28 protein-coding genes are annotated in these 24,075 nt (G+C 61.8%); 10 read left to right on the top strand and 18 right to left on the bottom strand.

The window, feature by feature from the left end:
- The first annotated feature begins 113 nt into the window (after positions 1-113).
- The gene (locus AC0L2M_RS01880) at positions 114-515 is read left to right on the top strand and encodes a GFA family protein (RefSeq protein ID WP_287341565.1); all 402 of its coding nucleotides are present in this window, start codon (positions 114-116) and stop codon (positions 513-515) included.
- Between the two features lie 120 nt (positions 516-635).
- On the opposite strand, the gene AC0L2M_RS01885 is transcribed toward AC0L2M_RS01880, so the two are convergent.
- A complete protein-coding gene (locus AC0L2M_RS01885; RefSeq protein WP_027152350.1) occupies positions 636-1,298 on the bottom strand; it encodes an FMN-dependent NADH-azoreductase in 663 nt (220 codons plus the stop codon).
- Positions 1,299-1,396: 98 nt separating this feature from the next.
- Here AC0L2M_RS01885 and AC0L2M_RS01890 point away from each other — a divergent pair, with 98 nt between their 5' ends.
- Positions 1,397-2,260 (top strand): LysR family transcriptional regulator, encoded by an 864-nt coding sequence (locus AC0L2M_RS01890; protein WP_287225949.1) that lies wholly within the window; start codon positions 1,397-1,399, stop codon positions 2,258-2,260.
- Positions 2,261-2,357: 97 nt separating this feature from the next.
- Here the strand turns inward: AC0L2M_RS01890 and dxs are convergent, their stop codons facing one another.
- From dxs to AC0L2M_RS01920, 6 genes are all read right to left on the bottom strand, one after another.
- The gene (gene dxs, locus AC0L2M_RS01895; RefSeq protein ID WP_287225951.1) at positions 2,358-4,298 is read right to left on the bottom strand and encodes a 1-deoxy-D-xylulose-5-phosphate synthase; all 1,941 of its coding nucleotides are present in this window, start codon (positions 4,296-4,298) and stop codon (positions 2,358-2,360) included.
- Between the two features lie 106 nt (positions 4,299-4,404).
- Positions 4,405-5,325, bottom strand: coding sequence for a pirin family protein (locus AC0L2M_RS01900; RefSeq protein ID WP_473533885.1), 921 nt, complete (start codon positions 5,323-5,325; stop codon positions 4,405-4,407).
- Positions 5,326-5,335: 10 nt separating this feature from the next.
- On the bottom strand, positions 5,336-5,602 hold the full coding sequence (locus AC0L2M_RS01905; protein ID WP_023799339.1) for a DUF2277 domain-containing protein: 267 nt from the start codon (positions 5,600-5,602) through the stop codon (positions 5,336-5,338).
- Positions 5,603-5,712: 110 nt separating this feature from the next.
- Positions 5,713-5,964 (bottom strand): exodeoxyribonuclease VII small subunit, encoded by a 252-nt coding sequence (locus AC0L2M_RS01910; protein ID WP_023799340.1) that lies wholly within the window; start codon positions 5,962-5,964, stop codon positions 5,713-5,715.
- A 3-nt stretch (positions 5,965-5,967) separates the two neighbouring features.
- On the bottom strand, positions 5,968-6,894 hold the full coding sequence (locus AC0L2M_RS01915) for a histone deacetylase family protein (RefSeq protein WP_473533947.1): 927 nt from the start codon (positions 6,892-6,894) through the stop codon (positions 5,968-5,970).
- 181 nt (positions 6,895-7,075) lie between these two features.
- Positions 7,076-7,720, bottom strand: a complete 645-nt coding sequence (locus AC0L2M_RS01920; protein WP_287374741.1) for a TetR/AcrR family transcriptional regulator — start codon at positions 7,718-7,720, stop codon at positions 7,076-7,078.
- 119 nt (positions 7,721-7,839) lie between these two features.
- Between AC0L2M_RS01920 and AC0L2M_RS01925 the strand changes: the two genes are divergently transcribed.
- On the top strand, positions 7,840-9,063 hold the full coding sequence (locus AC0L2M_RS01925; RefSeq protein ID WP_473533886.1) for an MFS transporter: 1,224 nt from the start codon (positions 7,840-7,842) through the stop codon (positions 9,061-9,063).
- A gap of 60 nt (positions 9,064-9,123) precedes the next feature.
- Here AC0L2M_RS01925 and ribB read toward each other — a convergent pair whose 3' ends face one another.
- A complete protein-coding gene (ribB, locus tag AC0L2M_RS01930; RefSeq protein ID WP_287061487.1) occupies positions 9,124-10,224 on the bottom strand; it encodes a 3,4-dihydroxy-2-butanone-4-phosphate synthase in 1,101 nt (366 codons plus the stop codon).
- A 124-nt stretch (positions 10,225-10,348) separates the two neighbouring features.
- The gene (gene aroC, locus AC0L2M_RS01935) at positions 10,349-11,449 is read right to left on the bottom strand and encodes a chorismate synthase (protein WP_473522540.1); all 1,101 of its coding nucleotides are present in this window, start codon (positions 11,447-11,449) and stop codon (positions 10,349-10,351) included.
- A gap of 291 nt (positions 11,450-11,740) precedes the next feature.
- Between aroC and AC0L2M_RS01940 the strand changes: the two genes are divergently transcribed.
- The 5 genes from AC0L2M_RS01940 to AC0L2M_RS01960 all read left to right on the top strand — a co-directional run bounded on the left by AC0L2M_RS01940 (position 11,741) and on the right by AC0L2M_RS01960 (position 16,465).
- Positions 11,741-12,004 carry a DUF1344 domain-containing protein gene (locus tag AC0L2M_RS01940; RefSeq protein WP_473533948.1) on the top strand — a complete coding sequence of 88 codons (264 nt, stop codon included), beginning with the start codon at positions 11,741-11,743 and terminating at the stop codon, positions 12,002-12,004.
- 411 nt (positions 12,005-12,415) lie between these two features.
- Positions 12,416-14,119: a sensor histidine kinase gene (locus tag AC0L2M_RS01945; protein ID WP_473533887.1), complete on the top strand. Its 1,704-nt coding sequence runs from the start codon at positions 12,416-12,418 to the stop codon at positions 14,117-14,119.
- 127 nt (positions 14,120-14,246) lie between these two features.
- On the top strand, positions 14,247-14,921 hold the full coding sequence (locus AC0L2M_RS01950; RefSeq protein ID WP_023799350.1) for a response regulator transcription factor: 675 nt from the start codon (positions 14,247-14,249) through the stop codon (positions 14,919-14,921).
- A gap of 145 nt (positions 14,922-15,066) precedes the next feature.
- The gene (locus tag AC0L2M_RS01955; protein ID WP_473533888.1) at positions 15,067-15,705 is read left to right on the top strand and encodes an RNA polymerase sigma factor; all 639 of its coding nucleotides are present in this window, start codon (positions 15,067-15,069) and stop codon (positions 15,703-15,705) included.
- On the top strand, positions 15,683-16,465 hold the full coding sequence (locus AC0L2M_RS01960) for an anti-sigma factor family protein (RefSeq protein ID WP_287172069.1): 783 nt from the start codon (positions 15,683-15,685) through the stop codon (positions 16,463-16,465). The genes AC0L2M_RS01955 and AC0L2M_RS01960 overlap by 23 nt, the downstream gene beginning before the upstream one ends.
- Before the next feature lie 38 nt (positions 16,466-16,503).
- Here AC0L2M_RS01960 and AC0L2M_RS01965 read toward each other — a convergent pair whose 3' ends face one another.
- The 6 genes from AC0L2M_RS01965 to AC0L2M_RS01990 all read right to left on the bottom strand — a co-directional run bounded on the left by AC0L2M_RS01965 (position 16,504) and on the right by AC0L2M_RS01990 (position 21,601).
- Positions 16,504-17,091 carry a histidine phosphatase family protein gene (locus AC0L2M_RS01965; protein WP_473533889.1) on the bottom strand — a complete coding sequence of 196 codons (588 nt, stop codon included), beginning with the start codon at positions 17,089-17,091 and terminating at the stop codon, positions 16,504-16,506.
- A gap of 52 nt (positions 17,092-17,143) precedes the next feature.
- Positions 17,144-17,962 (bottom strand): enoyl-ACP reductase FabI, encoded by an 819-nt coding sequence (fabI, locus tag AC0L2M_RS01970; RefSeq protein ID WP_091596015.1) that lies wholly within the window; start codon positions 17,960-17,962, stop codon positions 17,144-17,146.
- A gap of 156 nt (positions 17,963-18,118) precedes the next feature.
- Positions 18,119-19,003: a DUF1194 domain-containing protein gene (locus AC0L2M_RS01975; RefSeq protein ID WP_473533890.1), complete on the bottom strand. Its 885-nt coding sequence runs from the start codon at positions 19,001-19,003 to the stop codon at positions 18,119-18,121.
- A gap of 83 nt (positions 19,004-19,086) precedes the next feature.
- Positions 19,087-19,836: a hypothetical protein gene (locus tag AC0L2M_RS01980; protein WP_473533891.1), complete on the bottom strand. Its 750-nt coding sequence runs from the start codon at positions 19,834-19,836 to the stop codon at positions 19,087-19,089.
- Positions 19,837-20,104: 268 nt separating this feature from the next.
- Positions 20,105-21,025, bottom strand: coding sequence for a DnaJ C-terminal domain-containing protein (locus AC0L2M_RS01985; protein ID WP_287172062.1), 921 nt, complete (start codon positions 21,023-21,025; stop codon positions 20,105-20,107).
- Between the two features lie 99 nt (positions 21,026-21,124).
- Positions 21,125-21,601 (bottom strand): RT0821/Lpp0805 family surface protein, encoded by a 477-nt coding sequence (locus AC0L2M_RS01990; RefSeq protein ID WP_128167688.1) that lies wholly within the window; start codon positions 21,599-21,601, stop codon positions 21,125-21,127.
- Between the two features lie 41 nt (positions 21,602-21,642).
- Between AC0L2M_RS01990 and pdxH the strand changes: the two genes are divergently transcribed.
- Positions 21,643-22,260 carry a pyridoxamine 5'-phosphate oxidase gene (gene pdxH, locus AC0L2M_RS01995; RefSeq protein WP_473533892.1) on the top strand — a complete coding sequence of 206 codons (618 nt, stop codon included), beginning with the start codon at positions 21,643-21,645 and terminating at the stop codon, positions 22,258-22,260.
- Positions 22,261-22,363: 103 nt separating this feature from the next.
- The gene (locus AC0L2M_RS02000; RefSeq protein ID WP_128172024.1) at positions 22,364-22,603 is read left to right on the top strand and encodes a CopG family ribbon-helix-helix protein; all 240 of its coding nucleotides are present in this window, start codon (positions 22,364-22,366) and stop codon (positions 22,601-22,603) included.
- 35 nt (positions 22,604-22,638) lie between these two features.
- On the opposite strand, the gene AC0L2M_RS02005 is transcribed toward AC0L2M_RS02000, so the two are convergent.
- The 3 genes from AC0L2M_RS02005 to AC0L2M_RS02015 form a co-directional block, all read right to left on the bottom strand.
- Complete coding sequence (locus AC0L2M_RS02005; protein WP_473533893.1) at positions 22,639-22,932, bottom strand: type II toxin-antitoxin system RelE/ParE family toxin; 294 nt, start codon at positions 22,930-22,932, stop codon at positions 22,639-22,641.
- Complete coding sequence (locus tag AC0L2M_RS02010) at positions 22,929-23,237, bottom strand: type II toxin-antitoxin system RelB/DinJ family antitoxin (RefSeq protein WP_128167692.1); 309 nt, start codon at positions 23,235-23,237, stop codon at positions 22,929-22,931. The genes AC0L2M_RS02005 and AC0L2M_RS02010 overlap by 4 nt, the downstream gene beginning before the upstream one ends.
- 69 nt (positions 23,238-23,306) lie before the next feature.
- A complete protein-coding gene (locus tag AC0L2M_RS02015; protein ID WP_128167693.1) occupies positions 23,307-24,059 on the bottom strand; it encodes a crotonase/enoyl-CoA hydratase family protein in 753 nt (250 codons plus the stop codon).
- Between the last annotated feature and the right edge of the window lie 16 nt (positions 24,060-24,075).

Below are 24,075 nucleotides of genomic sequence, written 5' to 3' on the forward strand. Positions count from 1 at the left end.
TTGCCAAAGCGGCGAGCGCATCAGGCCGCGCCACAAACTGTTGGATATCGCACTGGGTCCGGCACAATGTTGGGAACAATGCTCGTGTTGCTGCCAGAACGTGAGGACGACGAATGCTGACCGGAACCTGCCATTGTGGCGCGGCCCACTGGATTTTGGAAGGCGATCCCGGCTCGATCACAGCCTGCAACTGCACGCTTTGCCGCCGCTATGGCGCGCTGTGGGCTTACGATTATGTTGACGAACGCATCCGTCTTGCCGGACCGACAAGTGCTTACACGCGCTCCGGAAAGGATGCCCCGTCGCTCGAGATTCTGTTCTGTCCAACATGCGCCTCTGTGCTGGCCTGGCGTGGTTTGCGCGCCAGTGCCGCCGGTCGCACTCGGATCGCCGTCAATGTGAGGCTTGCGCCGCCTGACACCGTCGCCGACTTGCCAATCGACCATTTCGATGGTCTCCACACATTCGAGGACCTGCCTGGCGATGGTCGCTGCGTGCGCGACATGTGGTTCTAGTGCATGTCGCGCGAAAACATGCCCTCGGGCTTGAACCGAGGGTGCTCCGTCGCACCATAAAGCGACCTTCCCGGCGAGTCTCCAGAGCCGCCCTTCTTGTCCGCAGCAAGCGCTTCGTGATCATGCAATCGCCTCTGTTGTCTGCGACAGCAGGTCTTCCGCCAACTGTAACGCGGCCTCCCGTGCATCCTGGCGAGCCGCATGGTCAATATCGGGTCCAAAGAGGGTTTTCTGGATGATTAGACTGCGGACATCTTCGATACCGATGAAGCGCAACCACGCTTCTACATAGGGTTTTTGAAAGTCGAAGCGCTGCGCCGGCGTGATGGATTGCGCCGCATAGTCGAGACCTCGCGCATGGACGACCACGGCGGTCTTATCCCGGAGCAGTCCTGCGAACCCGTGTTCAGGGTCGAACGAGAAAAGGATGTCCTTCTGCGATACCAGGTCGATGAAGTGCTTGAGTTTGTAGGGAATGCTGAAATTCCACAGGGGCGTCGACAGCAGGACAATATCCGCCCAGTGCAGTTGTTGCGCCAATTCTTGCAATGTGGCCCATGCCTGCTGTTGAGAAGGGGTAAGCGGCGTGCCGCTGAGCCCGGCATATTTGGCCAACATCGCGTCCTCACCGAATTCGGGGAGGTCGACATCCCATAGGTCGAGCGTTGAAATCGCCAAGTCGGGTCGCCGAGCACGACAGCTTTGAACAAAGGCCTCGGCGACCTCACGCGAGGCGGAACGCTCTTTGCGGGGCGAGGAAACGATATGCAGCAGCTTGGTCATGGATCATCCTTGCTCATTGTGACGAACCGTATTGCGTCATATTTTAATTCGATATAAAAATTGAGATTATCGACAATATTCATCATGGATCAGAATATATGCTGGAATTGGTCCTGCTCAGGACGTTCGTCGCCGTGTTCGACGAAGGTGGCTTCAGTCGGGCAGCGGCGCGACTGAACCTTACGCAGTCGGCCGTCAGTGGGCACCTGCGTCGTCTCGAAGAGCAGGTCGGAAAGCCGTTACTCAAAAGGACGACGCGCTCGCTGGAGATGACACAAGATGGCGAGCGCCTGCTCGCCTATGCCCGGGCGATGCTCGCCCTTAACCGGGATGCTTTGGCCGATCTGGCGCAGGCACCCTTTCACGGCAGAGTTCGCGTCGGCCTCTCGGAAGACTTCGCACAGGTCCCCATCCTTCGCGCCTTGCAGGCATTCGGCGCCGATCGCCGCGGATTGCAGATCGAGGTGCAAGTCGGGATTCCGGGTGCGCTGCTCTCGAAGATGAAGGAGGGCAATATCGAACTGGTGCTCGGATCCCAGTGTGAGGGTGAGGAGATGGGGCGCCTCCTGTGGCGCGAGCCTCTTGTCTGGGCATGGGCGGATCATACCGGCGTGGAACTTCTGGACCCGCTGCCATTGGCCGTGTTGCCGGAACCTTGCCCCTACAGGGAAGTTGCTCTTGAACGGCTTGCCAAGGCCGGGATCAGCCAGCGCATGGTGATGATCTGCACCAGCAACGCCAGCCTGAGGGCGGCTGCCATCTCAGGCTTCGCTGTAGCGCCGATGACAGTCAGTCAGCTGAGAAATGGCCTGGTCAGGGTACCCGAAAGCTACGGCCTGCCAGAGTTGCCCGAAGCGCAGTTCAGGCTATTTGCCGCGTCGAAAGGCGATACTCCCGTCCTCGAAGAACTGGCGGAGGCCATCATGAACGCCGTTCCTCGAAGGCACGCCGGCGGATCCTGAACTCGCACCAACGCTTGCGTAGGCGAATGCCAAATGACAACGCAAACAGTCTACGACCGTCGGTCGGCAAATTGATGCAAGCCGTTGAGACTTTGATTCAGGCGCTTTGCGCGCTGGCGGTGTGTCCCAGCGCCGCGAAGACGGTGCGCACGATACCGGCGGCATCAAGCCCGGCGTCGGCATACATCTTTTCGGGCTTGGCGTGATCGACAAAAGTGTCGGGCAACACAAGCGGGCGTACCTTCAGGCCGTTTTCCAGCAGCCCTTCATGGGCGAGGAATTGCAGCACATGGCTGGCGAAGCCACCGACCGCGCCCTCTTCGACTGTTACCAGCACTTCGTGCGAGCGCGCCAGCCGCCGGATCAGGTCCTCGTCGAGCGGCTTGGCGAAACGAGCATCGGCGACCGTGGTGGAAAGCCCTGCCGCGCCGAGTTCCTCGGCCGCAGCCAGGCAATCCTGCAGCCGCGTGCCGAAGGAAAGCAGCGCAACCTTGGTGCCCTCCCTGACGATACGGCCTTTGCCGATTTCGAGAACCGAGCCACGCTCCGGCAGGTCGACGCCGACGCCGTTGCCCCGCGGGTAGCGGAAGGCGATGGGGCCGTCATCGTAGCTTGCCGCCGTGCGCACCATGTGTCGCAGTTCCGCCTCATCTGCCGCGGCCATGACGACGAAACCGGGCAGCGTCGCCAAAAAAGTCGTGTCGAAGGCGCCGCAATGGGTCGCCCCGTCGGCCCCGACGAAGCCGGCGCGATCGATCGGGAAGCGCACCGGCAGTTTCTGGATCGCCACGTCGTGGACGACCTGGTCGTAGGCACGCTGCAGGAAGGTCGAATAGATCGCCGCGAAAGGCTTGAAGCCTTCGGTGGCAAGGCCGGCGGCAAAAGTCACCGCATGTTGCTCGGCGATACCGACATCAAAAGTCCTCGCCGGGAACGCCTCGCCGAAGAGGTCGAGGCCGGTGCCGTTCGGCATGGCGGCGGTGATGGCGACGATGCGATCATCTTCGCGGCCTTCCTGGATCAGGCTGTCGGCAAAGACTTTCGTGTAGCTCGGCGCGTTGGCCGGCGCCTTGGCCTGCGCACCGGTGATGACGTCGAATTTGTTGACGCCATGATATTTGTCGGCGGCCGCCTCGGCCGGTCCATAGCCCTTGCCCTTCTGGGTCACGACGTGGATCAGCACCGGACCGTCGGCATTGTCGCGGACGTTCTTCAGCACCGGGATCAGGTGCTCGAGATTGTGACCGTCGATCGGGCCGATGTGATAAAAACCCATTTCCTCGAACAGCGTGCCGCCGGTGACGTAACCGCGCGCATGCTCGACCGCCCGCTTGATGGCGCGATCGGCGCGCTCGCCGAGATAGGAGGTCAGCTTCTTTCCGAAATCGCGCAAGCCCAGATAGGCCTTGCCCGACGCCAGGCGGGCCAGATAGGCGCTCATCGCCCCGGTCGGCGGAGCGATCGACATGTCGTTGTCGTTGAGGATGACGATCAGCCGGGCATCGAGCGCGCCGGCATTGTTCATCGCCTCATAGGCCATGCCGGCCGACATGGCGCCGTCGCCGATAACGGCAATGACATTGTTGCGGCCCCCGGAGAGATCGCGTGCCATTGCCATGCCGAGGCCGGCGGAAATCGAGGTCGAGGAGTGGGCGGCGCCGAACGGATCGTATTCGCTCTCGGCGCGCTGGGTGAAACCGGACAGGCCGCCCTCTTGCCGCAGCGTGCGGATACGGTCGCGGCGGCCGGTCAGGATCTTGTGCGGATAGGCCTGGTGACCGACATCCCAGATCAGCCGGTCGTCTGGCGTGTTGAAGACATAGTGCAATGCCACCGTCAGTTCGACCACGCCAAGCCCGGCACCGAGATGTCCGCCGGTATGCGACACGGCATCGATCAACTCGGTGCGAAGCTCCGATGCCAATTGCGGCAGATGACGTTCGTCAAGCGTCCTGAGGTCGGCCGGGATGCGGACCTTGTCGAGAAGTGGCGTATGGAGCTTTGCGTTCACTGGTGCTGTGGCCTGCTTTTTATTCATCTGCGAAATAGGCTGCTGGCCGGCGAATGTAAATGCGTGCGAGTGACGCGGCATAGCTTCAAACTGTTAGGGTTTCGTTTACGCGTCAAAAAGGACGCGCGGCGCTCTAGTTGTCCGGCAGCGGAATGAACTCTTCTTCATCCCCCGGAACGATATCGAAACGGCCTGTCTTCCACTCTTCTTTCGCCTGTTCGATGCGTTCCTTCGACGATGACACGAAATTCCACCAGATATAGCGCTTGGAGCCGAGCGAGGCGCCGCCGAACAGCATGAAATGCGCTCCACCCTCCGACGACACGACGATCTCGTCGCCGGGCCGGAACACCAGCAGCCGCTCTGCCGGGAAGCGGTCACCGGAGATCGAAACCTCGCCTTTCAACGTATAGATGGCGCGCTCCTCGGCATCGGCAGGGATTTTCACGCTGGCGCCGGGCGCCAGGCTGAGGTCTGCATAGAGCGTGTCCGAAGCGGTCACGACCGGTGACCGCAGCCCGGCAAACGCGCCAATGACAACGCGTCCGCTGACGCCTTCAGCGTCGATTTCGGGCAGACGCATGGCGGCCGTATTCTCGAAGATCGGGTCGACCTCCTCTTTATCGTCCGGCAGCGCCAGCCATGTCTGCAGGCCGGAAACCGACATCGGCGCACCGCGCAGTTCCTGCGGCGTACGCTCGGAATGAACGATGCCGCGACCGGCGGTCATCAAATTTACGTCGCCGGGCTGGATGACCATTTCGGTGCCGAGCGAATCGCGATGCCTGATCTTGCCGTCGAACAGGTAAGTGACCGTCGACAGGCCGATATGGGGATGCGGGCGGACATCGAGCGCCTGGCCGGCCCGCAAAATCGCCGGGCCCATGCGATCGAAGAAGATAAAGGGACCGACCAGCCGACGCTTGGCGGTCGGCAAGGCACGGCGAACCTGAAAGCCGCCAATATCCTTGGCGTTCGGAATAACCATCAGTTCGATCTGGTCGCTGGCGAAGGCGTCACCGGGCAGAGGGTCGTTTCCGGGGAAGAAGCTCATGCGGTCTTCCTCAGGCGAAGCGGAGTGCAGACCTGGCTTTCGCCTTGGCCGCCACCTCGTCGCGATTGCGCGGATGCTGTGTCGTCTCGAGGCTGTCCAGCAATTCGCGCGCAGACGCGGCTATGGCCTCGACGGCGTGGTCGAACGCATGCTGGTTCTGTTTCGACGGCCGTGTCGTTCCGCTCAGCTTGCGGACAAACTGAAGTGCGGCATCGCGGACCTCGTCATCGGTTGCCGGCGGATCGAAATTGAACAGGGTCTTGATGTTTCTGCACATCGTTCGCAATCTCCTCTCGTCCTGGAGCCGTTTCAAGCGGGATGAGTATTATCCTCAATCATGATCATGTCGAAAAGCCGCACGGCGAAATTGTCGTTGGAGACCGTGCTTTACTCCGCATCCAGCGGCTCGGTCCCCACCGGCTTGCCGTCGCGCGAAAGCCTGATCTTCTCGACCTTGTCCTCGGCCGCCTTGAGCAGCCGGTCGCAATGGAGTTTTAGCGCCTCGCCACGCTCATAGATGCGAATCGACTGGTCGAGCGGCACGTCGCCGCGCTCCAGATCATCGACGATTTTCTCCAGCGCGTCGAGCGCCTGCTCGAAGCTCATCGCCTTGACGTCTTCGTTGCTCTCACCAGCCATCGTCTATCCTTTCATCAGTCGCCCGACATGGGCGGCGACCGAAAATGCCAATCCCTGCAGATCGTAGCCGCCCTCGAGCATGCTGACGAGCCGGTTGTCGCTGTGGCGACCGGCGCGCTGCATCAACTGGCCGGTTGCCCAGTCGAAATCGTCCTCGGTCAGGTTGATCTCGGCCAGCGGATCGCGGTGGTGCGCGTCGAAGCCGGCGGAAATGATGATGAGGTCGGGCGCGAAATTGTCGAGCGCCGGCAAGATCCGCGACAGGAAAGCGTCGCGGAAAACCTCGCTGCCGGTCTGCGGCGCCAGCGGCGCGTTGACGATGTTGCCGGCGCCGGTTTCGCTCACCGCCCCGGTCCCCGGGTAAAGCGGCATCTGGTGCGTCGAGCAATAGAGCACCGACGGATCGTCCCAGAAAATATCCTGCGTGCCATTGCCGTGGTGGACGTCCCAGTCGACGATGGCAACACGCTCGGCCTGGTGCTGCCTTTGCGCGTAGCGCGCCGCGATCGCCGCGGTGTTGAACAGGCAGAAGCCCATGGACGTGGTCTTTTCGGCGTGGTGGCCGGGCGGCCGGGCGGCGACAAAGACATTGGCCACGTCGCCCCGAAAGACATCGTCGACGGCGGCGTTGGCAGCGCCAATCGCCGTGACGGCCGCCTGCCAGCTTTTCGGGCTGGCGGTGGTGTCGGCGTCGACACGAGCGATACCGGTGTCCGGCATCAAAGCGCGGATCCGTTCGACGAATTCCTGCGGGTGTGCGTAGAGGATGGTGGCCTCGTCGCCTTCCGGCGCCTCGGCACGATCAAGGGCCGCAAAGGCCTCGTCGTCGAGCACGCGCTCGATGGCGCGCAGGCGGTCCGGCCGCTCCGGATGACCGGGCGGCGTTATATGCTCGAGGAAGATCGGGTGGGTATAGAGCCTTGTGACCATGCCCCCGATATAGGCGCGCCCGGCGGCTTTGACCATGTTTTGCAACCGCCAAAGGCAGACGTTCAACAGGGTTTAATCGTTGGGTGCTGGTTGGGTCCGGCGCGAGCTGCCCGAATCTTGAGGCGCGCTTCGGCCGTCCCATTCGAGGTCGCGCCTTGCCTTTGGTGGTCTTGATACAGGCTCAGGCCGGCGATTTGTCCACCTCAGCCGGTGCTTGTGGACGGCCAATCCTGCGGCCTTGCCTGAGCAGTCCCTCCAAAAGCACGTTGAACGCCTTCACCGCCTTTTTCGACGTCGCTTCTGGATTTTCCGAATTTGCGATCCACTGCGCGGCATGTAGCGAGGCGCCGCTGACCAGCCTTGCTGCGGCTTCGGGATCAACGGCAACGATGGTTCCCTCGTCCCTCAGCTTTCGAAGGTTCTCGCTCATCGAGCGGATGCATTCGTTCTGGCTCGGCCATTGCGAAGGATCGCCGAGCACCGCCGGTCCGTCGCGAAGGACAATACGCTGGATCTCCGGCTCCAGCGCCATCTCGATATAGGCGGTGCATTCGTCGACAAAGCCCTGCCAGAGAGTGTCCGCCCTGACTGACACGATCTTCAACCGGGCCAACATCTCGGCGTCGATCTCGGCGATAACCGCCTGGAGAAGGCCCTTCTTGTCGCCGAAGTGATGATAAAGCGCGCCGCGCGTCAGCCCGGCCGATGCGGTGAAGTCGTCCATCGAGGCCTCGGCATAGCCGACAGTGCCAAAGGCATGGCGCGCCGCCGCGACCAGTTTGGTGCGGGTTTCGGCGATCATCTCCTTGCGAGGTTTGTGCCCCATTCGCCCATTCCTTCACATACGTCTCGTATATTAATTGACATACGCTACGTATGTCATTATCTGATTTGCATACGCCACGTATATAAGTGGCTGGGCCTCAAAAATCCAGGAGTGTTCTCATGCCCAATCCCTATCGCGAAATCTTCAAGGCAAGGGGAGCCAAGGGCTTCGCCGCAGCCGGCTTCGTCGCCCGGATGCCGATGGCCATGGCTCCGATCGGAATCGTCGCGATGCTATCGCAGACGCATGGCGAGTACTGGCTGGCCGGCGCCGTCTCCGCGACATATGCGCTGGCCAATGCTTTTGTCGCGCCGCAGATATCGCGGCTGGTGGACCGCCTCGGCCAGACGCGGATTGTGACGCCCACCACCGTTATTTCCGTGCTCGCCTTCGTAGTGCTGATTACGGCGGCCAATCAGGACTTGCCGATATGGACACTGTTCGTGTCAGCGCTGCTGGCCGCCGCAATGCCCAGCATCCCAGCGATGGTGCGCGCGCGCTGGACAGAGCTCTTCCGGGATCGCCCCGAGATGAACACGGCGTTCGCCTTCGAATCGGCGGCGGACGAGCTGGTCTACATCGCCGGGGCTTCGCTGTCGGTTGGCCTGAGCGTCGCGCTTTTCCCGGAAGCGGGAATGCTGGCGAGCACATTGTTCCTCGCCTTCGGCTCGACAGCCCTCATCCTGCAGCGCTCGACCGAGCCGCGCGTGCGACCGGTCGACCAGGGTTCGCGCGGATCGGCAATCCGCCTGCGGCCGGTCCAACTCATCACCTTGGCCCTGATCTTCATCGGCGCGACCTTCGCAACCACGGAGGTGAGCACCGTGGCGATCACCAAGGAGCTCGGCCAGCCGGGCGCCGCCAGCCTCGTCATCGGCGTCTATGCCCTCGGATCGTTCGTCGTCGGCATCGTCCTCGGCGCTCTGAACCTGAAAACACCGCTGCAAATTCAGCTTGCCATCGCGATCGCCATCATCGCGCTCACCACGCTGCCGTTGCTTGTCGCAGACACGGTGCCGCTTCTGGCGCTGGCTGTCTTCGTTAGCGGTGTGGCGATCTCGCCGACCTTCATCACGGCATTCGGCCTGATCGAGCGGCGCGTGCCGGAGGCGATGCTGACCGAGGGCGTGACCTGGGTCATGACCGGCATTGGCATCGGCATGGCGCTCGGCTCCTTCGCCGCCGGATGGGTGGTGGACGCCTTCGGTGCACAGAGCGGCTTCCTGGTGTCGGTGGCGGCGGGCACTGTCGCGCTGGTCACCGTGCTCGCCGGCCAGCGCAGCCTTGCCACGGGCGATAGTGACATCTCCGCGCGCGAAACAGCCGCGGTTCCTGCCGAATAGACTCCATGCGTCCGGTGCCAAGCGGGACCGGACGCATGCCGGCGATCCGCTAAACCAGTCCTAGAGAATCTCGGTCTTGGCGATGTGGATGCCGAAACCTTCAAGGCCGACATAGTGGCGTTCGCGCGAGGCGATCAGGTTGATCGAGGAAATGCCCAGATCCTTCAAGATTTGCGCGCCCAGGCCGATCTCGCGCCATTCGCTTTCGCGGCGGCGCGCCTCTTCATGGTCCTCGCGGTCGCCGGCAGCCGGCCGGTTGCGCTCCTGATGGGCGACGCCGACGGAACCTTCGCGCAGATAGACGATGACGCCGCGCCGACGCTCGCCCATCGATTTCATGATGCCGTCCAGCCTGTGGCCGGTGCCGAAAACGTCCGTCACAACATCCTCGGAATGCAGTCGCACCGGCACCTCCTCGCCGTCGCGGATGTCGCCGAAGACGATCGCCACATGGTGCATCGAGTCCCAGGGCAGCGTGTAGGTGAAGACCTGCGCCTTGCCGCCGGGCGTGTCGATCTCCGAACAGGCGACACGCTCGACCAGCGTTTCCTTACGCTGGCGATAGGCGATGAGGTCGGCGACCGAAATCTGCTTCAAAACGTTCTTTTCGGCGAAGGCCTGCACCTGCGGGCCGCGCATGACGGTGCCGTCATCATTGACCAGCTCGGAAATGACACCGACCGGCGGCAGGCCGGCAAGCTTGCACAAATCGACCGCGGCTTCGGTATGGCCCGAACGCATCAGCACACCGCCTTCGCGCGCAATCAGCGGAAAGATGTGGCCGGGGCGGACGAAATCGGAGGCGCCGACATTGCCGTTGGCAAGATTGCGCACGGTCAATGTGCGGTCGTCGGCCGAAATGCCGGTCGTGGTGCCGTGCTTGAAATCGACGCTGACGGTGAAGGCGGTGGTGTGGGCCGAGTCGTTGTCGGCGACCATCGGCGACAGGTTGAGGCGCTTGGCCTCCTCGCGCGGCATCGGCGTGCAGACGATACCAGAGGTATTGCGGACGATGAACGCCATCTTTTCCGGCGTGCAATGGACGGCGGCGACGATCAGGTCGCCCTCGTTCTCGCGCCCGTCATCGTCCATGACGACGACAATCTCGCCGCGTTCGAAGGCGCGCAGGGCTTCGACGATCTTCTTCTGGTCGTAAGGCATGGACGCTCGCTTCGCTCTCGCAGGGATAGGGCAGTAAGGCAGTAGGGCAGTAGGGCAGTAAGGGAGTAGGGAAAAGGAAAAAGTTTGGCGTCTCGGCGGGTCACGTAACCTACTGCCTACTGCCCTACTGCCTTCCCGTTTGTCCCCGATGACGCAAATAGTGATCGGCGATCGCGCAGGCAACCATCGCCTCGCCGATCGGCACGGCGCGGATGCCGACGCACGGATCGTGCCGGCCCTTGGTCATGATCTCGACGTCGTTGCCGTCCTTGTCGATCGACTTTCGCGGGGTCAGGATCGACGAGGTCGGCTTGACGGCGAAGCGCGCGACGATCGCCTGGCCGGTGGAGATGCCGCCGAGGATGCCGCCGGCATTGTTGGACAGGAAGACCGGCTTGCCGTCATTGCCGATACGCATCTCGTCGGCATTTTCTTCGCCGGTGATGCGGGCGGCCTCGAAGCCGTTGCCGATCTCGACACCCTTGACGGCATTGATCGACATCAAGCCCGAGGCAATGTCCTGGTCGAGCTTGGCGTAGATCGGTGCGCCCAGGCCTGCCGGAACGCCGTCGGCGACGATCTCGATTACCGCGCCGACCGAGGAACCCGCCTTGCGGATGCCGTCAAGATACGCGGTGAAGACGGCGACCGATGCCGGATCGGGCGTGAAGAATGGATTTTCGGCGTCGCCAACGAAATTCCAGTTCCAGTTGGCGCGGTCGATCGATTTTTCCCCCATCGAGACCAGTGCGCCGCGCACGATCATGCCGGGCACGACCTTGCGGGCCAAGGCTCCGGCCGCCACCCGCGCCGCTGTCTCGCGCGCCGAAGAACGGCCACCACCGCGATAGTCGCGCAGGCCGTATTTGGTGTCGTAGGTATAATCGGCATGACCCGGCCGGTATTGGCGGGCGATCTCGCCATAGTCCTTGGAGCGCTGGTCGACGTTCTCGATCACCATCGACACCGGCGTGCCGGTGGTGATCATGGTCTCGCCGTCGTCATCCAGGATGAAGCCGGACAGGATCTTGACCTCGTCTGGTTCGCGACGCTGCGTCACAAAACGCGATTGACCCGGGCGGCGCTTGTCGAGTTCGGCCTGGACCTCGGCGCGCGTGAAGCGGATGCCGGGCGGACAGCCGTCGACGACGCAGCCGAGCGCTGGGCCATGGCTTTCGCCCCAGGTGGTGACACGGAAAAGATGGCCAAACGTATTGTGAGACATGAGAACCAGCCCTGCCGGCACCGAGCCGGCTTAGCGCATGACCCCGAAAATCGGAGCGATTTTCGGGAAGGATCATGCGCAAAAACAAAAGTGCCACAGCGTCGTTTCTGCGTTAGGACGCGCGGCGCCGTAGCTGCGTTCTATTGGCGTTTTCCGCAGCGGTCAAACTGTGATCTGGCGGATTTAGTTTTGACACATTCGGTTGGTTTCTGCTTCCCTCGACCCGTCTGTTGAACACCGTCTGTTGAACACCCGCCGCCACCGAGCCGGCGCAATGATAAGAGGACGATGATGCGTATCCCGATCGGCGCCGTTGCCGCCATGTTGCTGATTTCCACCGCCGCCTTCGCCGGCCAGACCGAAGGCCTGATCAAAGAGATCGACAAGGAGACGTTGACGCTGACACTCGACGATGGCAAATCCTACAAGCTGAACGCCGAAACCGATCTCGAAGCGCTGAAACCCGGCATGGACATCGTGATCGCCTACGACGAGACAGACGGCGAGAACATCATCACCGACATGCAATTGCCGGATAGCGATTCAACCGAATAGACTCATTCAGTCTGGGCGGTGCTGGCTATTCTCGCGAGCAACGCGACCAGTTCCGGCTGCGATGGGTCTCGGTTTTGACGAAGACGGCTTAAAGGTGATTCCTGGCGGTTTCGTAAGTGACTCCCAAATCATCCGCGACGGTCTTCAACTCTGCGCCCGATCAAACTCGGCAAGCCAGTCTTGCCTCGGCTTGCGGCGTCCGGCTGAACTTAACCTCTCACGGGGTGAAGTCGCTAAATTCGGACGGCAGGACTGCATTCTCACCAATTTCTAACCTGAATCTCCCGTATCCTTAACAGCGGGTCCTCTATGTTTGCTCTGTGCTGAAACGCGTCGCGGAATGTTGCGCCGATCCGCGCGAGCCATCCTGAACGGTGGCCTTCTCTGCCGCGAAGGGGGACGTGAGTATTCATGAATCCGATCGGTTCGGGTTCTCAACGCCGATGGACACCGATGGGCATCAGGTCTCGCATTCTTGTATTTCAGCTCATTGTCGTGGGGGCAGTCGTGATGATGGCGGCTATCGTCTACATCACCATTCGCTCGACAACCTACTACACGCAGCGCGTGCAATGGGCCAACAACCAGCTCGAAGCCGTCACCGCACTTACGGTGAACGCCAACCGATATTCCGAGCAGATCGCCGAGTTCCTGTTAATTGGCGAACCGGAGCGTCCCGACTACGAGAGCGCCCGCGCCGAGCTTGAGGCAGGCTTCGAAAAGCTCGCGGAACTGACCAGGGGAGAAGCCGAGTTTCTCGGGGGCAGCAGCGAACAGGAGGACGGCGGTGACGAGATCTTCCGCGTCACGCGGATGCGCACGCTCTACGGAGAAATCGCCAAAGCCACCTCTGACGCAATCAATCTTCGCAACCAGGGGCGCCAGGAGGACGCGGTCAGCGTTTTTCGCCGGGACATCGAGAATCGTTTCGATGCCGAGTTCGAAAACATCCTGGAAGCCGCGCGGCGCGACGAAGAGGAAGAGGTCGTGCGAACCGAGCTGCAGGCAGAAGCACTGTGGCGACGCCTGACCTGGATGACGGCCGCGCTTGCGTTGGCTGCTGTGGTTCTCTGCTTTGTTGCTGCTTTCCTTCTCGCCCGATCATTGATGCGCCCGATCAGCCTTCTGACCGAAGGCACAGAGGCGATCAGTCGTGGTGATCTCGACCACCGGATCGCCTTTGATCGCCGCGACGAACTTGGTGCGCTCGCCAGGCGGTTCAACGAAATGGCCACACACCAGCAAGACCAGCGCGACCGGTTGCTCAACGCCAAAGCAGAACTCGAGCAGCAAGTTGCCGCACGGACCGCAGAGCTTGCCGCGGCGAACCAGCGGTTGACGGAGCTCGACCGGTTGCGCGTCCAGTTCCTCGCCGACATCAGCCATGAACTGTGCACTCCACTGACGGCGCTTCGCGGTGAAGCGGAAATTCCGCTGCGCCATGGCTCAAAGCCAGAGGCAGTGTACCGTGATGCGCTCGAACGGATTGTCACTCAGAGCCTGGAGATGGGACGCCTCGTCGACGACCTCGTTTTTCTGTCTCGTTCGGAAACCGATACAATACGCTTCGAGCCCCGCCGAACGGACCTCGTGAGCATCGTCGCCGATGCGGTCCACGACGGCGAAATTCTGGGGCGCGCCAAGGGCATCTCGATCAAGGCGGCCTACAGCACCCGTCCGGTCTGGATCACTGCCGACGCGCAGCGGCTCAAACAGGCTCTCGTGATCATTCTGGATAATGCCATAAAATACTCTCCGCGCGATCGCTCGGTGAACCTGAATATGACCGTTGTGGACGGGCATGCAGAGATTGCGATACGCGACAAGGGTTTGGGCATTCCAGCCGAGGAAATACACAAGGTGTTCGAGCGATTTTACCGTGGCCGAAGCCCAAGGGCGTCGCGCCAACTTGGCAGTGGTCTCGGTCTGGCGATCGCGAAATGGCTCATCGAAAAGCATCGTGGCGAGATTGCGCTCACGAGCGAGGTCGGGTCTTTTACTGAAGTCGTGGTCCGGCTTCCACACGCTGACGCAACCGCGTCTGCGGATGCGAACGCAGGTGCCGCCGTAGTCGTTCTGAAAAAGAGGCTGCGTGCAAAAACCGGCTCGGAATAAACAACGACCTCCTTCGTTTCATGGATTACGATTGTTGAGGCGGGAGCTTGGCGGAATGACCACGCCCACCGCGAGGCGGGGAATTCTCTGACTCCCCGCAATACGACCCGGGGAGAAGGTGGTGTAAATGTCAAGGATTCTGCTGGTTGAGGACGACGATCGCATCGTCGGCTTCATCAAGCGAGGGCTCGAAGCCGAGGGTTACGTTGTCGACGTGACCGACAGTGGCGGGGATGCGCTGGCGATGGTGCGGGAGACGCCATATGCGCTGATCGTTCTCGACCGAATGCTTCCAGGAATCGACGGCCTCGAAGTATGTCGCATGTTGCGGCGCGAGCAGCACCAGCATCTTGTCCTGATGCTCACGGCCAGAGACAGCCTGCAGGACAAGGTCGAAGGGCTGAAGGGGGGCGCCGACGACTACCTGACCAAACCTTTCGCCTTCGACGAGCTGATCGCGCGCATGGAGGCGCTGCTTCGCCGCGGCTCCAGCACAGGCACGGACCCGGTCCTCAGGGTTGGCGATCTGGCGCTTGATCCGGTCGGCAAGAAGGTCTGGCGCGGCGAACGCGAGATCAGCCTGACGGCCAAGGAATTCAGGCTTCTCGCGTATCTGATGTCGCACTCCGGCGCTGTGATCAGCAGAACCCGGCTGCTCAACAATGTTTGGGATCTGAGTTTCGACCCGGAAACGAAGGTGGTCGATGTCTACATCCGCTACCTTCGTAGCAAGATCGAAAGCGTGGACGAAAAGCCGCTCATAAAAACCGTGCGGGGCTTCGGCTACGTGATATCGGCTTGAAGCCAGCGGGTCACCCACGTTTTCAGGAAATGGGCAGTTCTCTCACCAAGCTCTAACCTGATGCTTGCCATAGTCTAATCCTGGCCTTTCCGAAATCTAGCCGGACTCCCACGCTGGTTTAGCCGCCGTGGTCATATGCTGCCACATGAAGATACCGACCCACCCCGAATGCGTGCGGAGGCGGCTGACTTCGCTCGGTCCTCAAGAAACCGGAAACTTCGACGTGATTGAGACTGATCAATTCGGAAAGCAGCTTGTTGCATTTCTTCCGAACCTGCGCCGTTTTGCGATTTCCCTTTGCCGTTCCCGCGATCTTGCCGACGATCTGGTGCAGGCGGCCTGCGAACGCGCGCTTGCCAACACCGGGCGCTTTGAACCTGGAACCCGTTTTGATGCGTGGTTGTTCCAGATCCTGCGAAATCTGTGGATCGACCACATCAGAAGGCAGCGCACGGCCGGCCCGCAGGAGGACATCGAGCAACGGCAGGACCTTGTCGGCGCCTGTGGCGAGCGAGATGTCGAAGCACGCTTTACCCTGAATAGCGTTGCCCAGGCGATCACCGATCTGCTGGACGATCAGCGCGAAATCATTCTCCTGGTCTGCGTCGAGGACCTTTCCTACAGGGAGGCGGCCGGCGTACTCGACATACCGATCGGAACGGTGATGAGCCGGCTGGCGCGTGCCAGAAAAAATCTCGCCGAGGCAGTCGGAATAAATCCCGGCTTGCCACGTTCACCGGTCATGAAGGGCGAGAACAGAAATGATCAGACGCGAGTTTGCTGACGAAACGCTCATGGCCTTTGCAGACGGCGAACTTGACGACGCGACTGCCGCAGCCACCGAGAAAGCCATGCAGCCGGATATCGCCAGCCGGGTCGCCCTGTTCCTGGAAACCCGCATTCAGGTCAAAGAGGCACTGATGCCGGTTCTCGATGAACCCGTTCCCGACCGACTCAGCCAGTCGGTGCAGCGAATGATCGACGAGGCCGAGCGGCGCAGCGTTCCATCGCACGCCAGCGAGGGCGCGCGTGTCGTTGCCTTCAGGGCGAGGGACAATCAGGCGATGCGGCGCCCCCAGGCATCCTGGATCATGCCGCTGGCTGCTTCGCTGGTTGCAGTCGTTTTTGGGTTCGGCGGATATTTTTTTGGGTTTGCCAGCCAAAACCAGCCGCATGGACTTGAGGTGGCAGGGCAGGACAGCCCTCTTTCAGAGGCGCTCGGGCAGGTGGCGTCCGGCGAAGAAGCCGTGCTGGCAGGCTCCACCGACAGGGTCCGTGCCGTAGCCACGTTTCGCGATGGAACCGGTTCCTTGTGCCGCGAATTCGAAATCGATTCTGCCAACCGCTCGACCGTCATATCCGTGGCGTGCCACTCGGATCATGGTTGGGCGGTGAATTTTGCCGTCGTTGCGCCCGCGCGCGATGGCGGATATGCACCGGCCTCGTCTTCGGAAGCGCTCGATTCCTATCTCGCGGCAACCGGAGCGCATGAGCCTCTGTCACGGGAAGACGAGGCAGCGGCATTGAGATCGTTGGGCCAGTAGAAGGGCGGGCCCGTGGGCATGCTTTTGGGCGACGTGCATTAGAGCCACTCCAGGCGTCGGCCCTCCAGCCTGAGCAACCGATCGTGCGGCACATTCAGCCTTGCGGCTTCTTTCTCGGGCATTCCCAGCACCATGCGGAACAGGACGCGCACGACGCCGCCATGCGTCACGCAGACCGTCCGGCGGTCCAGCGCGTCGAACCACGGCTTTACCCGTTCGAGCAGCATTTGATAGCTTTCGGCGCACTCGCCGGGCGGCAGGAAATTCCACTTGTCGAGGCGCCTCTCCCTGGCCGAGCCGAGATGCCGGGCCTCGAGTTCGGGAAAGGTGAAACCCTGCCAGTCGCCGAAACTCATTTCGACAAGGCGGGGATCGGTGCGGTAAGCTTGGGGATCGAGCCCCATCGCCATGCGAATGCGTTCCATGGTCTCACGCGTTCGCCGCATCGGGCTGGCGACAAAATCGAAATCTTGGGGGTTTTGAACGAGTTCCGCCAGCCGATGGCCATTGCCGGTCGCCTGCTCGCGGCCGAGCGGGTTGAGATCGGTGTCGGCCTGTCCTTGCAGCCGGGACTCGGCGTTCCACACCGTCTGGCCATGGCGCGCGATGTAGACGAGCGGATACATCAGGTCATCCGGAGAGCGGTCGAGAACAGGCGAGAGGGTATTCGAGGCGGGTCTATTCCTTGACGGTCGAAATATCAGGCGCGTCGACCGCCTTCATGCCGACGACATGGTAGCCGGAATCGACATGGTGGACCTCGCCGGTGACGCCGCGTGAAAGGTTTGAAAGGAAATAGACCGCTGAATCGCCGACCTCCTCTTGCGTCACCGTCTGCTTTAGCGGCGAATTGTATTCGTTCCACTTCAGGATGTAGCGAAAATCGCCGATGCCGGAGGCTGCCAGCGTCTTGATCGGACCGGCGGAGATGGCGTTGACGCGGATTTTCTTGGCGCCGAGGTCGACGGCCAGATAGCGCACGCTGGCTTCGAGCGCTGCCTTGGCAACACCCATGACGTTGTAGTGCGGCATCACTTTTTCCGCACCGTAATAAGTCAACGTCAGCAGCGAGCCGCCATCGGTCATCAGCGCCTCGGCGCGCTTGGCGATGGTGGTGAAGGAAAACACCGAGATGTCCATCGTGCGCAGGAAATTGTCGCGCGTCGTCTCGACATAGCGGCCTGTCAGCTCGTCCTTGTCGGAAAAGGCGATGGCGTGGACGAGGAAATCGAGCTTGCCCCAACGCTTGGCGATGTCGTCGAATACCGCATCGAGCGTTGTCGGATCGGTCACATCGCAATGGCCGGCGACATGGGCGTTGAGTTCCGCCGCCAGCGGCTCGACGCGCTTCTTGAACGCCTCGCCCTGATAGGTCAGCGCGATTTCGGCGCCATGGTCGACGCAGGCCTTGGCGATGCCATAGGCGATCGACCGATTGTTCGCGACGCCAAGGACAAGCCCGCGCTTGCCGGCCATAATGCCTTGTCCACCCGCCATGTGAGCGCTCTCCGCAAGATTTGCTGCTTCGTGAAGTGGCTATCGCACAGGCACAGAGCCCCTTCAAGCGCTCAAAACGGACAGTGCCCGCCCGGCTGACCTTCCGACCTGGATGCCATGCAGCAGTTCTGCAAGCGTAGTTGTGCGTCGAAGAGGTCACTCGATCCTGAAACGAGGCGCATCTGCCGGCGCCGACGCCAATAGGTCGCGAACAAGTTTCCTCGCCATGAATTCACCGGCGTCTTTCGCATCCGAGATGTCCATGGCGAACGCTCCGGGACCGCCGATCACGCTGGAGCGGAAATATTGCGCAAGTTCCGCATCGTGCCCCAGGACCAATCCGTTAATCGTAAAACCTTGCGCCAGCGCCGCGTCTCGCGAGGATTCTGTTCCGCCCGCGAAATTGTCGGTTCCGTTGGCGCAGATGTTCATGACCGCGCGCTGCGTCGCGTGCGGCGATGACGTCAACAGGAGCGAAGCAAAGGCGATCGCCTCCGACATGTCTGTCAGACGATCGTGCATCGCCGCGGGATCAGCGTCGCCGTCGCGGTCCTGCTCCATATCGCCGCCTCCGTAATGGGTTCGGTCGATGAGCGTCACCGAAGCGAGCGCCTGAGACACGCGCGCGGCGTCCTCGGCCGAGCCGATGACGGTCCAGGGCACCAACAGGTTGAACTTGCCATCGCTTGACCATGTGATGACGGCGAACCCGATCCGACGCCGCGGACCGGCGGTGGCGGCGCGCAGGAAGTCGGGGTGGACGAGCGCCCGCACGAGCCCGGCCTGCTGGAGCCATTCCTCATATCGGCCGATCGAGTCCGATACGTCGATTGCTGTGACGACATTGGCGTCGGTGCCCGGCACGACCGCGTTGGCCGCTGGCGAAGCGCCGCACAGGAAGACCATCAGTGGCAGGGCGAGGTGAAGGGCGCGCCAGCGGCAAGGTTTCGCCGGCATAGCAGGCTTCGGCTTCACCGCCTGGTGTTCTGAACGACGCCGGAACCAGCGCGTTGGAACGGACGGAAACAGGTGCGACGGCATTGGCTCCTCCCGGAATGATCCCGGGGTAACGGGCCGGAGCCAAACTTATTCCTCCTGTTCGCGCGGCCGTTTCCGCAATTCGGTTATGTCCGCTTTGAGAATGGCAGGCTCGGATCCATTGCGTGAAGATCCGCATCACGCCCCAGCCCGCGATAGAGGATGAACGCACAGCAACAGGCGACGGCAATCGACAGCATCTCGCCGCCGTCTTCCGCGTAGCCAACGAGCTTCGAGCCAGTCAGGAAGTGCAGCATGTCCACCGCCACGGCAAAGCCCACAAGACACGCGAACAGCAGCAAAAACACCGATCCGAGGGCTTGTTGCCTCGGTCTGCTTTGCCAGAATGACCACAGCAGCGGCGCCAGCAGGCCGAGCGCGACCACCGACCAGGTGATGATTTCCCCGGTGTCGCGAGCCCGCATGCCCGGCAGCGAGACGAGGTCGAATGTCGCTGACAGCAGCAGGCCGCCCCGCTCATGGAAACGGGCGGCGTCGTCGAGCGTGACAAAACCGAAAATCAGCGACCAGGCAAGAAACATATGCTCCCTGGTTCGAAGCCAGATGCCGAACAGAAACAGGGCGCAAAGCGCGGCCTGCCCGTAGTTGAACATCTCGGGCAGCGATCCATCCCTGCTGATGTTAAGACGCGAAGGCAGGTCGTAACGTGAAATTCCGGCTGATCGAAGCGCCTCGATCGCGAATGGAACGGTGATGACGAAGATATTCAGGCATATTAGTATCAGCGCGAAAACCCTGCTGAGCCTGTCGTTTCGATACATAGCCCGGATTTCTCCGAACGCACTTTCCAAACTCGATAACGCATGACCCAGCAAATCCGACGCGCTCCTTCGTTGCTATTTGTTTGACGGGCAATTTCGCTAGTCGACCAACGGGTTGGAAACGGGGCGGCCGCGGGTTTATTCCGCCCACGCATAAGAAAACGCTCCGGCGACAAGCGACTCACCTGCCTGGCGCGAGCCGGACATGTTCCGGGAGGCCATCGAGCGATGTCGCGGAATGTGGCTGAGCCCTGCAGTCGGTCAAAACGGACAGGTGAGAGACAGGAGCGTTTGCGGCGTAGCGCGGCTTTGACGCGCCAGGCTAGCGTTTGCGGTTGCGCATCAACGCTTCGAGATCGCTGTCGCCACCCTCAGGCAGCATCAGCCGCACATGCGCGTAGAGATCACCGTGACCGCCGACTTTTTCCGGCAGGCCCCTGCCCTTCAGCCGCAGGACCTTGTCCGAGCTCGACCAGGCGGGAATATTGACTGCAACCTTGCCTGTCGGCGTTTCGACCGCCACCTTGGCACCCAGCACGGCATCCGCCAGCGCAACCGGCAGGTCGGCGTGAAGGTCGCGGCCTTCGACACGGTAGCGCGGATGCCGCCGGAAGCGGATCTTGACCAGCGCATCGCCCGGTTGCCCCGGCCCTTGCTCGCCCTGGCCTTTCAGCCGGATGGTCTGGCCGTCCTCGACATAGGCTGGCAGCTTGACGGCGACCTTGCGCCCGTCGGGGAACATCGCCGTTACCTTCTCGGCAGTCGCCGCTTCTTCGATGGTGATGTCGAGCGTCACGTTCAGGTCGGCGCCGGACGGCGCCTGCGGGCCGGCGCCCATGCCGGCGCCGCGAGAGAAGGTCTCGCCGAAAATCTGGCTGAAAATGTCGCTGCTGCCGTCGAACGGATCGCCGCTCGGTCGGCCTGAGCGAAACTCGAAACGCGAGCCGCCCGGCCCTTGCTGCCGGCGAAAACCGGCGAACGGATCGGCGCTGCCGGCGGCGCCCTCGAAGCCTTGAAAGCGCGGCTTGCCCTCGGCATCGATCTCGCCGCGATCGAAAGCCGCCCGGTTCTTCTCGTCGCCAACGATCTCGTAAGCCTGGTTGGCGGCGGCAAACCGCTCCTTCGCCTTGGGATCCGGATTCTGGTCCGGATGATACTCCTTGGCGAGTTTGCGGTACGCCGATTTTATATCCTTGGCCGATGCGTTCTTGGCAACGCCCAGCACCTCATAGGGGTCGCGCATGCTTCCTGCCCTGGAGAAGGAGTGAGTCCATGATTGCCATCTATATGCGCTCGCATAGGAAGAAATTCCAGTAGCTTACGGTCATATGATGGCGGAAAATCAGAGCGCCTTGAAGTCCTGCATCTGCCAGGCGCCGGCGCCGGCCAGGCACACCTCGCCCTTGAACAGGGCGACGCCGTCGAAGCTTTCGCGTGAGGCGGTGAAGCGGCGGCAAAGCTGGCCGTTGTCCCTGGACTCCGCCAGTTCGGTGATCGAGCCGCGCGAACCGGTATCGGAATTCGCCCAGGGAACGGCCTGACCGGCAAGTTCCTGGATATCGGCTGAAGACACCGCGTTGCGGATCGTCGCCTGGTCCGAGGCGCGATCCTGGTCGATCGGCATGGCAGAGGCAGGCGTGCTGCTGGTGAGGATCGTACGGTCGACCTCCGCCTGCTCCAAACTGAAGCCGCCAGCACCGCAAGCGGCAAGCGGCAAGGCGACCAGCACGATCGCGGCGGCCTTGACCGCAATTTGCGCGCTGGCGGAAGCAATAAGGCGCCATTGCCTGCTGTCAAAAAGTTGCGCGATGCGCGACAATCGGCAATCTCCCCCGGCCGGCAATAAAATTTGGAAAAACTATGAGCGAAACTGAGTTAACAAGCGGTGACTTTGCCGAGGCTGCGGAGCCATTCCGCCTGTTTGCCGCATGGCTTGACGACGCGACGAAGAGTGAGATCAACGATCCCAACGGCGTGGCGCTGGCGACCGTCGATGCCGAGGGCATGCCGAATGTGCGGATGGTGCTGCTCAAGGGGTTCGATGAAAGCGGATTTGTGTTCTACACGAATTTCGAGAGCGCCAAAGGCCGCGAGATTCTTGGCAGCATGAAGGCGGCGATGTGCTTTCACTGGAAATCGCTGCGCCGGCAGGTGCGTGCACGGGGGCCGGTGGAGATCGTTACCGAGGCGGAAGCGGACGCGTATTACGCGACACGTCCGCGCGGCAGCCGCATCGGGGCATGGGCGTCGAAACAGTCGCGGCCGCTGGAGAGCCGCTTCGCACTGGAAAAGGCCGTTGCCGAATACACGGCGCGCCATGCGATCGGCGTGATCCCACGGCCGAAACACTGGTCAGGCTTCCGCATCGTGCCGCAGACGATCGAGTTCTGGCACGACCGGCCTTTCCGGCTGCACGACCGCATTGTCTTCTCGCGCAGCGCTGGGGGCGGCTGGGACAAGACAAGGCTTTATCCCTGAGCGGCTGGCCCTTAAGCAGCTTCACCAAGGAGCCTAGGGCAATCTTGCCGAACCACCTTGGTTCACCAATAGTCATAGTGAACCAACATGAAAGGTTCTTTCTATGACGGCTTTTACCGTGCGTGTCCCGGACGAAACCGCAAAGAGGCTTGACCAGCTTGCCGAAAAGCTCGACCGCTCGCGCTCCTATGTGGCCGCGCAGGCTATCGAGGACTTCGTGGCCCGTGAGGAATGGCAACTCGCCGAGATAGAAGCCGGATTGGCCGACGTCGAGCGCGGCGACTTTGCCAGTGACCGTGATGTAGCCGCTGTTGTCGGAAAATACGTCAAGTCGCGGAAATGATCGTCCGCTGGCGCGTTCCTGATCTTCAACGGAGACTACTCCGTCGCTATTTCGTCCGGCCACATCTGGGCGCCATGCAGGTTGCGGAGGATGCGAACCGTGTCGGCCACTACGGCATAAGCGGCGATGTAGGGCGTGCGCGCGACGACAAGTTCGCGCGTGCCGGCGATCCGGCCGGGTCGCCCGCTTTCCGGAAAGTCGATGAGACGGTGAGTCGCAAAAACGATCTGCTGGTCGACGTGAACGGCGGCTCTGGGGTTTTCGGCTTCGATATACGTGAAGATGTCGTCGCGATCGGAGAGCGCAAACCGCGCCCAGACCAGCCTCAAGATTCACCTGCCTCCGCCTTGCGAAGCGCTGCCGCCCGCCGTCCAGCAAAATGGGTTTCGGCGTCGGCGTCTTCAACGTCCGGCCGGGTATCCTCGATCGCCTGCAGAACTTTCGCCCGGAACCAGGCATCGTGGGCGTCACTGTTGCTGACGAGTTCGAGCGGCAAGGCGCCCTCATTCGCGGTGCGCGTCAACAAGATGCGGACGGCATCGGAAACCGTGAGCCCCATGTTTTCCAGAACCGCCGTGGCGCGTTCCTTCACCTCAGCGTCAATTCGGGTCTGGACCAGTGCGTTCGACGGCATGGCAGTCTCCTTCGCCAGCAGACAATGTAATGCATGTGCATGACATATGCTAGACTCTAGTAGCGCCAGCTAGCCCTTCTTCCTGGTCATGAAGGCCATCAAGGCGGCGCGGGCCTCGTCGGATGTGAGCCGCGCCCGAAAATGCTCACTTTCCTGGCCGATGCGGGCAACGAGGTCTTCACGCGAACCGCGCATCAGGTCACGCGCGATCTTCAGCGCTTGCGGCGGCTTGGCCGCGATCTGCCCGGCAGCGGCAAGCACGGCGGATTCGAGTTCGTTCTCCTCGACCACTGCGTAGATCAGCCCGGCGGCTTTCGCCCGCTCGGCCGAAAACCCTTCGCCGAGGCCAAGCAGCGCGAAAGCGCCTTGCCGGCCGAGAATCTGCGGCGCAAGCAGGCTCGAGCCCGCCTCGGGGACCAGTCCGAGATCGACGAAGGGCGTGCGGAATAGTGTGCGCGGCGTGGCGAAGGTCAGGTCGCAGTGCAGGTTGAGCGTTGTGCCGATGCCGACCGCGATCCCGTCGACGCCGGAGATCATCGGCTTTTCCGTCCTGGCCAGCGCCATCAGGAAATCCCAGACTTCGGTGCCGCCCTCGCCGCCGGTGGCGACGACCATGAAATCGGCAAGGTCATTGCCCGACGAGAAGGCGCCTGGAACACCGAGGAAGACATGGACGCGGATCGCCGGATCGGCGTCGCCCTCGGCAAGGGCTTTGGACATTGTTGCATACATGGCCCGCGTCAAGGCGTTCTTCTTGTCCGGACGGTTCATGCGGAGGATCTGGATGGCGCCCTGGCGCTCGACGAGGATGTGGTCTGTCACGGGTGATCCTTTGTGA

The organism is Mesorhizobium sp. WSM4806 (assembly GCF_055811635.1).

Coding starts and splice junctions, on each gene's coding strand:
- AC0L2M_RS01880 (WP_287341565.1), top strand. CDS start 114: ATGCTGACCGGAACCTGCCATTGTGGCGCGGCCCACTGGATTTTGGAA.
- AC0L2M_RS01885 (WP_027152350.1), bottom strand. CDS start 1,298: ATGACCAAGCTGCTGCATATCGTTTCCTCGCCCCGCAAAGAGCGTTCC.
- AC0L2M_RS01890 (WP_287225949.1), top strand. CDS start 1,397: ATGCTGGAATTGGTCCTGCTCAGGACGTTCGTCGCCGTGTTCGACGAA.
- dxs (WP_287225951.1), bottom strand. CDS start 4,298: ATGAATAAAAAGCAGGCCACAGCACCAGTGAACGCAAAGCTCCATACG.
- AC0L2M_RS01900 (WP_473533885.1), bottom strand. CDS start 5,325: ATGAGCTTCTTCCCCGGAAACGACCCTCTGCCCGGTGACGCCTTCGCC.
- AC0L2M_RS01905 (WP_023799339.1), bottom strand. CDS start 5,602: ATGTGCAGAAACATCAAGACCCTGTTCAATTTCGATCCGCCGGCAACC.
- AC0L2M_RS01910 (WP_023799340.1), bottom strand. CDS start 5,964: ATGGCTGGTGAGAGCAACGAAGACGTCAAGGCGATGAGCTTCGAGCAG.
- AC0L2M_RS01915 (WP_473533947.1), bottom strand. CDS start 6,894: ATGGTCACAAGGCTCTATACCCACCCGATCTTCCTCGAGCATATAACG.
- AC0L2M_RS01920 (WP_287374741.1), bottom strand. CDS start 7,720: ATGGGGCACAAACCTCGCAAGGAGATGATCGCCGAAACCCGCACCAAA.
- AC0L2M_RS01925 (WP_473533886.1), top strand. CDS start 7,840: ATGCCCAATCCCTATCGCGAAATCTTCAAGGCAAGGGGAGCCAAGGGC.
- ribB (WP_287061487.1), bottom strand. CDS start 10,224: ATGCCTTACGACCAGAAGAAGATCGTCGAAGCCCTGCGCGCCTTCGAA.
- aroC (WP_473522540.1), bottom strand. CDS start 11,449: ATGTCTCACAATACGTTTGGCCATCTTTTCCGTGTCACCACCTGGGGC.
- AC0L2M_RS01940 (WP_473533948.1), top strand. CDS start 11,741: ATGCGTATCCCGATCGGCGCCGTTGCCGCCATGTTGCTGATTTCCACC.
- AC0L2M_RS01945 (WP_473533887.1), top strand. CDS start 12,416: ATGAATCCGATCGGTTCGGGTTCTCAACGCCGATGGACACCGATGGGC.
- AC0L2M_RS01950 (WP_023799350.1), top strand. CDS start 14,247: ATGTCAAGGATTCTGCTGGTTGAGGACGACGATCGCATCGTCGGCTTC.
- AC0L2M_RS01955 (WP_473533888.1), top strand. CDS start 15,067: ATGAAGATACCGACCCACCCCGAATGCGTGCGGAGGCGGCTGACTTCG.
- AC0L2M_RS01960 (WP_287172069.1), top strand. CDS start 15,683: ATGATCAGACGCGAGTTTGCTGACGAAACGCTCATGGCCTTTGCAGAC.
- AC0L2M_RS01965 (WP_473533889.1), bottom strand. CDS start 17,091: ATGTATCCGCTCGTCTACATCGCGCGCCATGGCCAGACGGTGTGGAAC.
- fabI (WP_091596015.1), bottom strand. CDS start 17,962: ATGGCGGGTGGACAAGGCATTATGGCCGGCAAGCGCGGGCTTGTCCTT.
- AC0L2M_RS01975 (WP_473533890.1), bottom strand. CDS start 19,003: ATGCCGTCGCACCTGTTTCCGTCCGTTCCAACGCGCTGGTTCCGGCGT.
- AC0L2M_RS01985 (WP_287172062.1), bottom strand. CDS start 21,025: ATGCGCGACCCCTATGAGGTGCTGGGCGTTGCCAAGAACGCATCGGCC.
- pdxH (WP_473533892.1), top strand. CDS start 21,643: ATGAGCGAAACTGAGTTAACAAGCGGTGACTTTGCCGAGGCTGCGGAG.
- AC0L2M_RS02000 (WP_128172024.1), top strand. CDS start 22,364: ATGACGGCTTTTACCGTGCGTGTCCCGGACGAAACCGCAAAGAGGCTT.
- AC0L2M_RS02010 (WP_128167692.1), bottom strand. CDS start 23,237: ATGCCGTCGAACGCACTGGTCCAGACCCGAATTGACGCTGAGGTGAAG.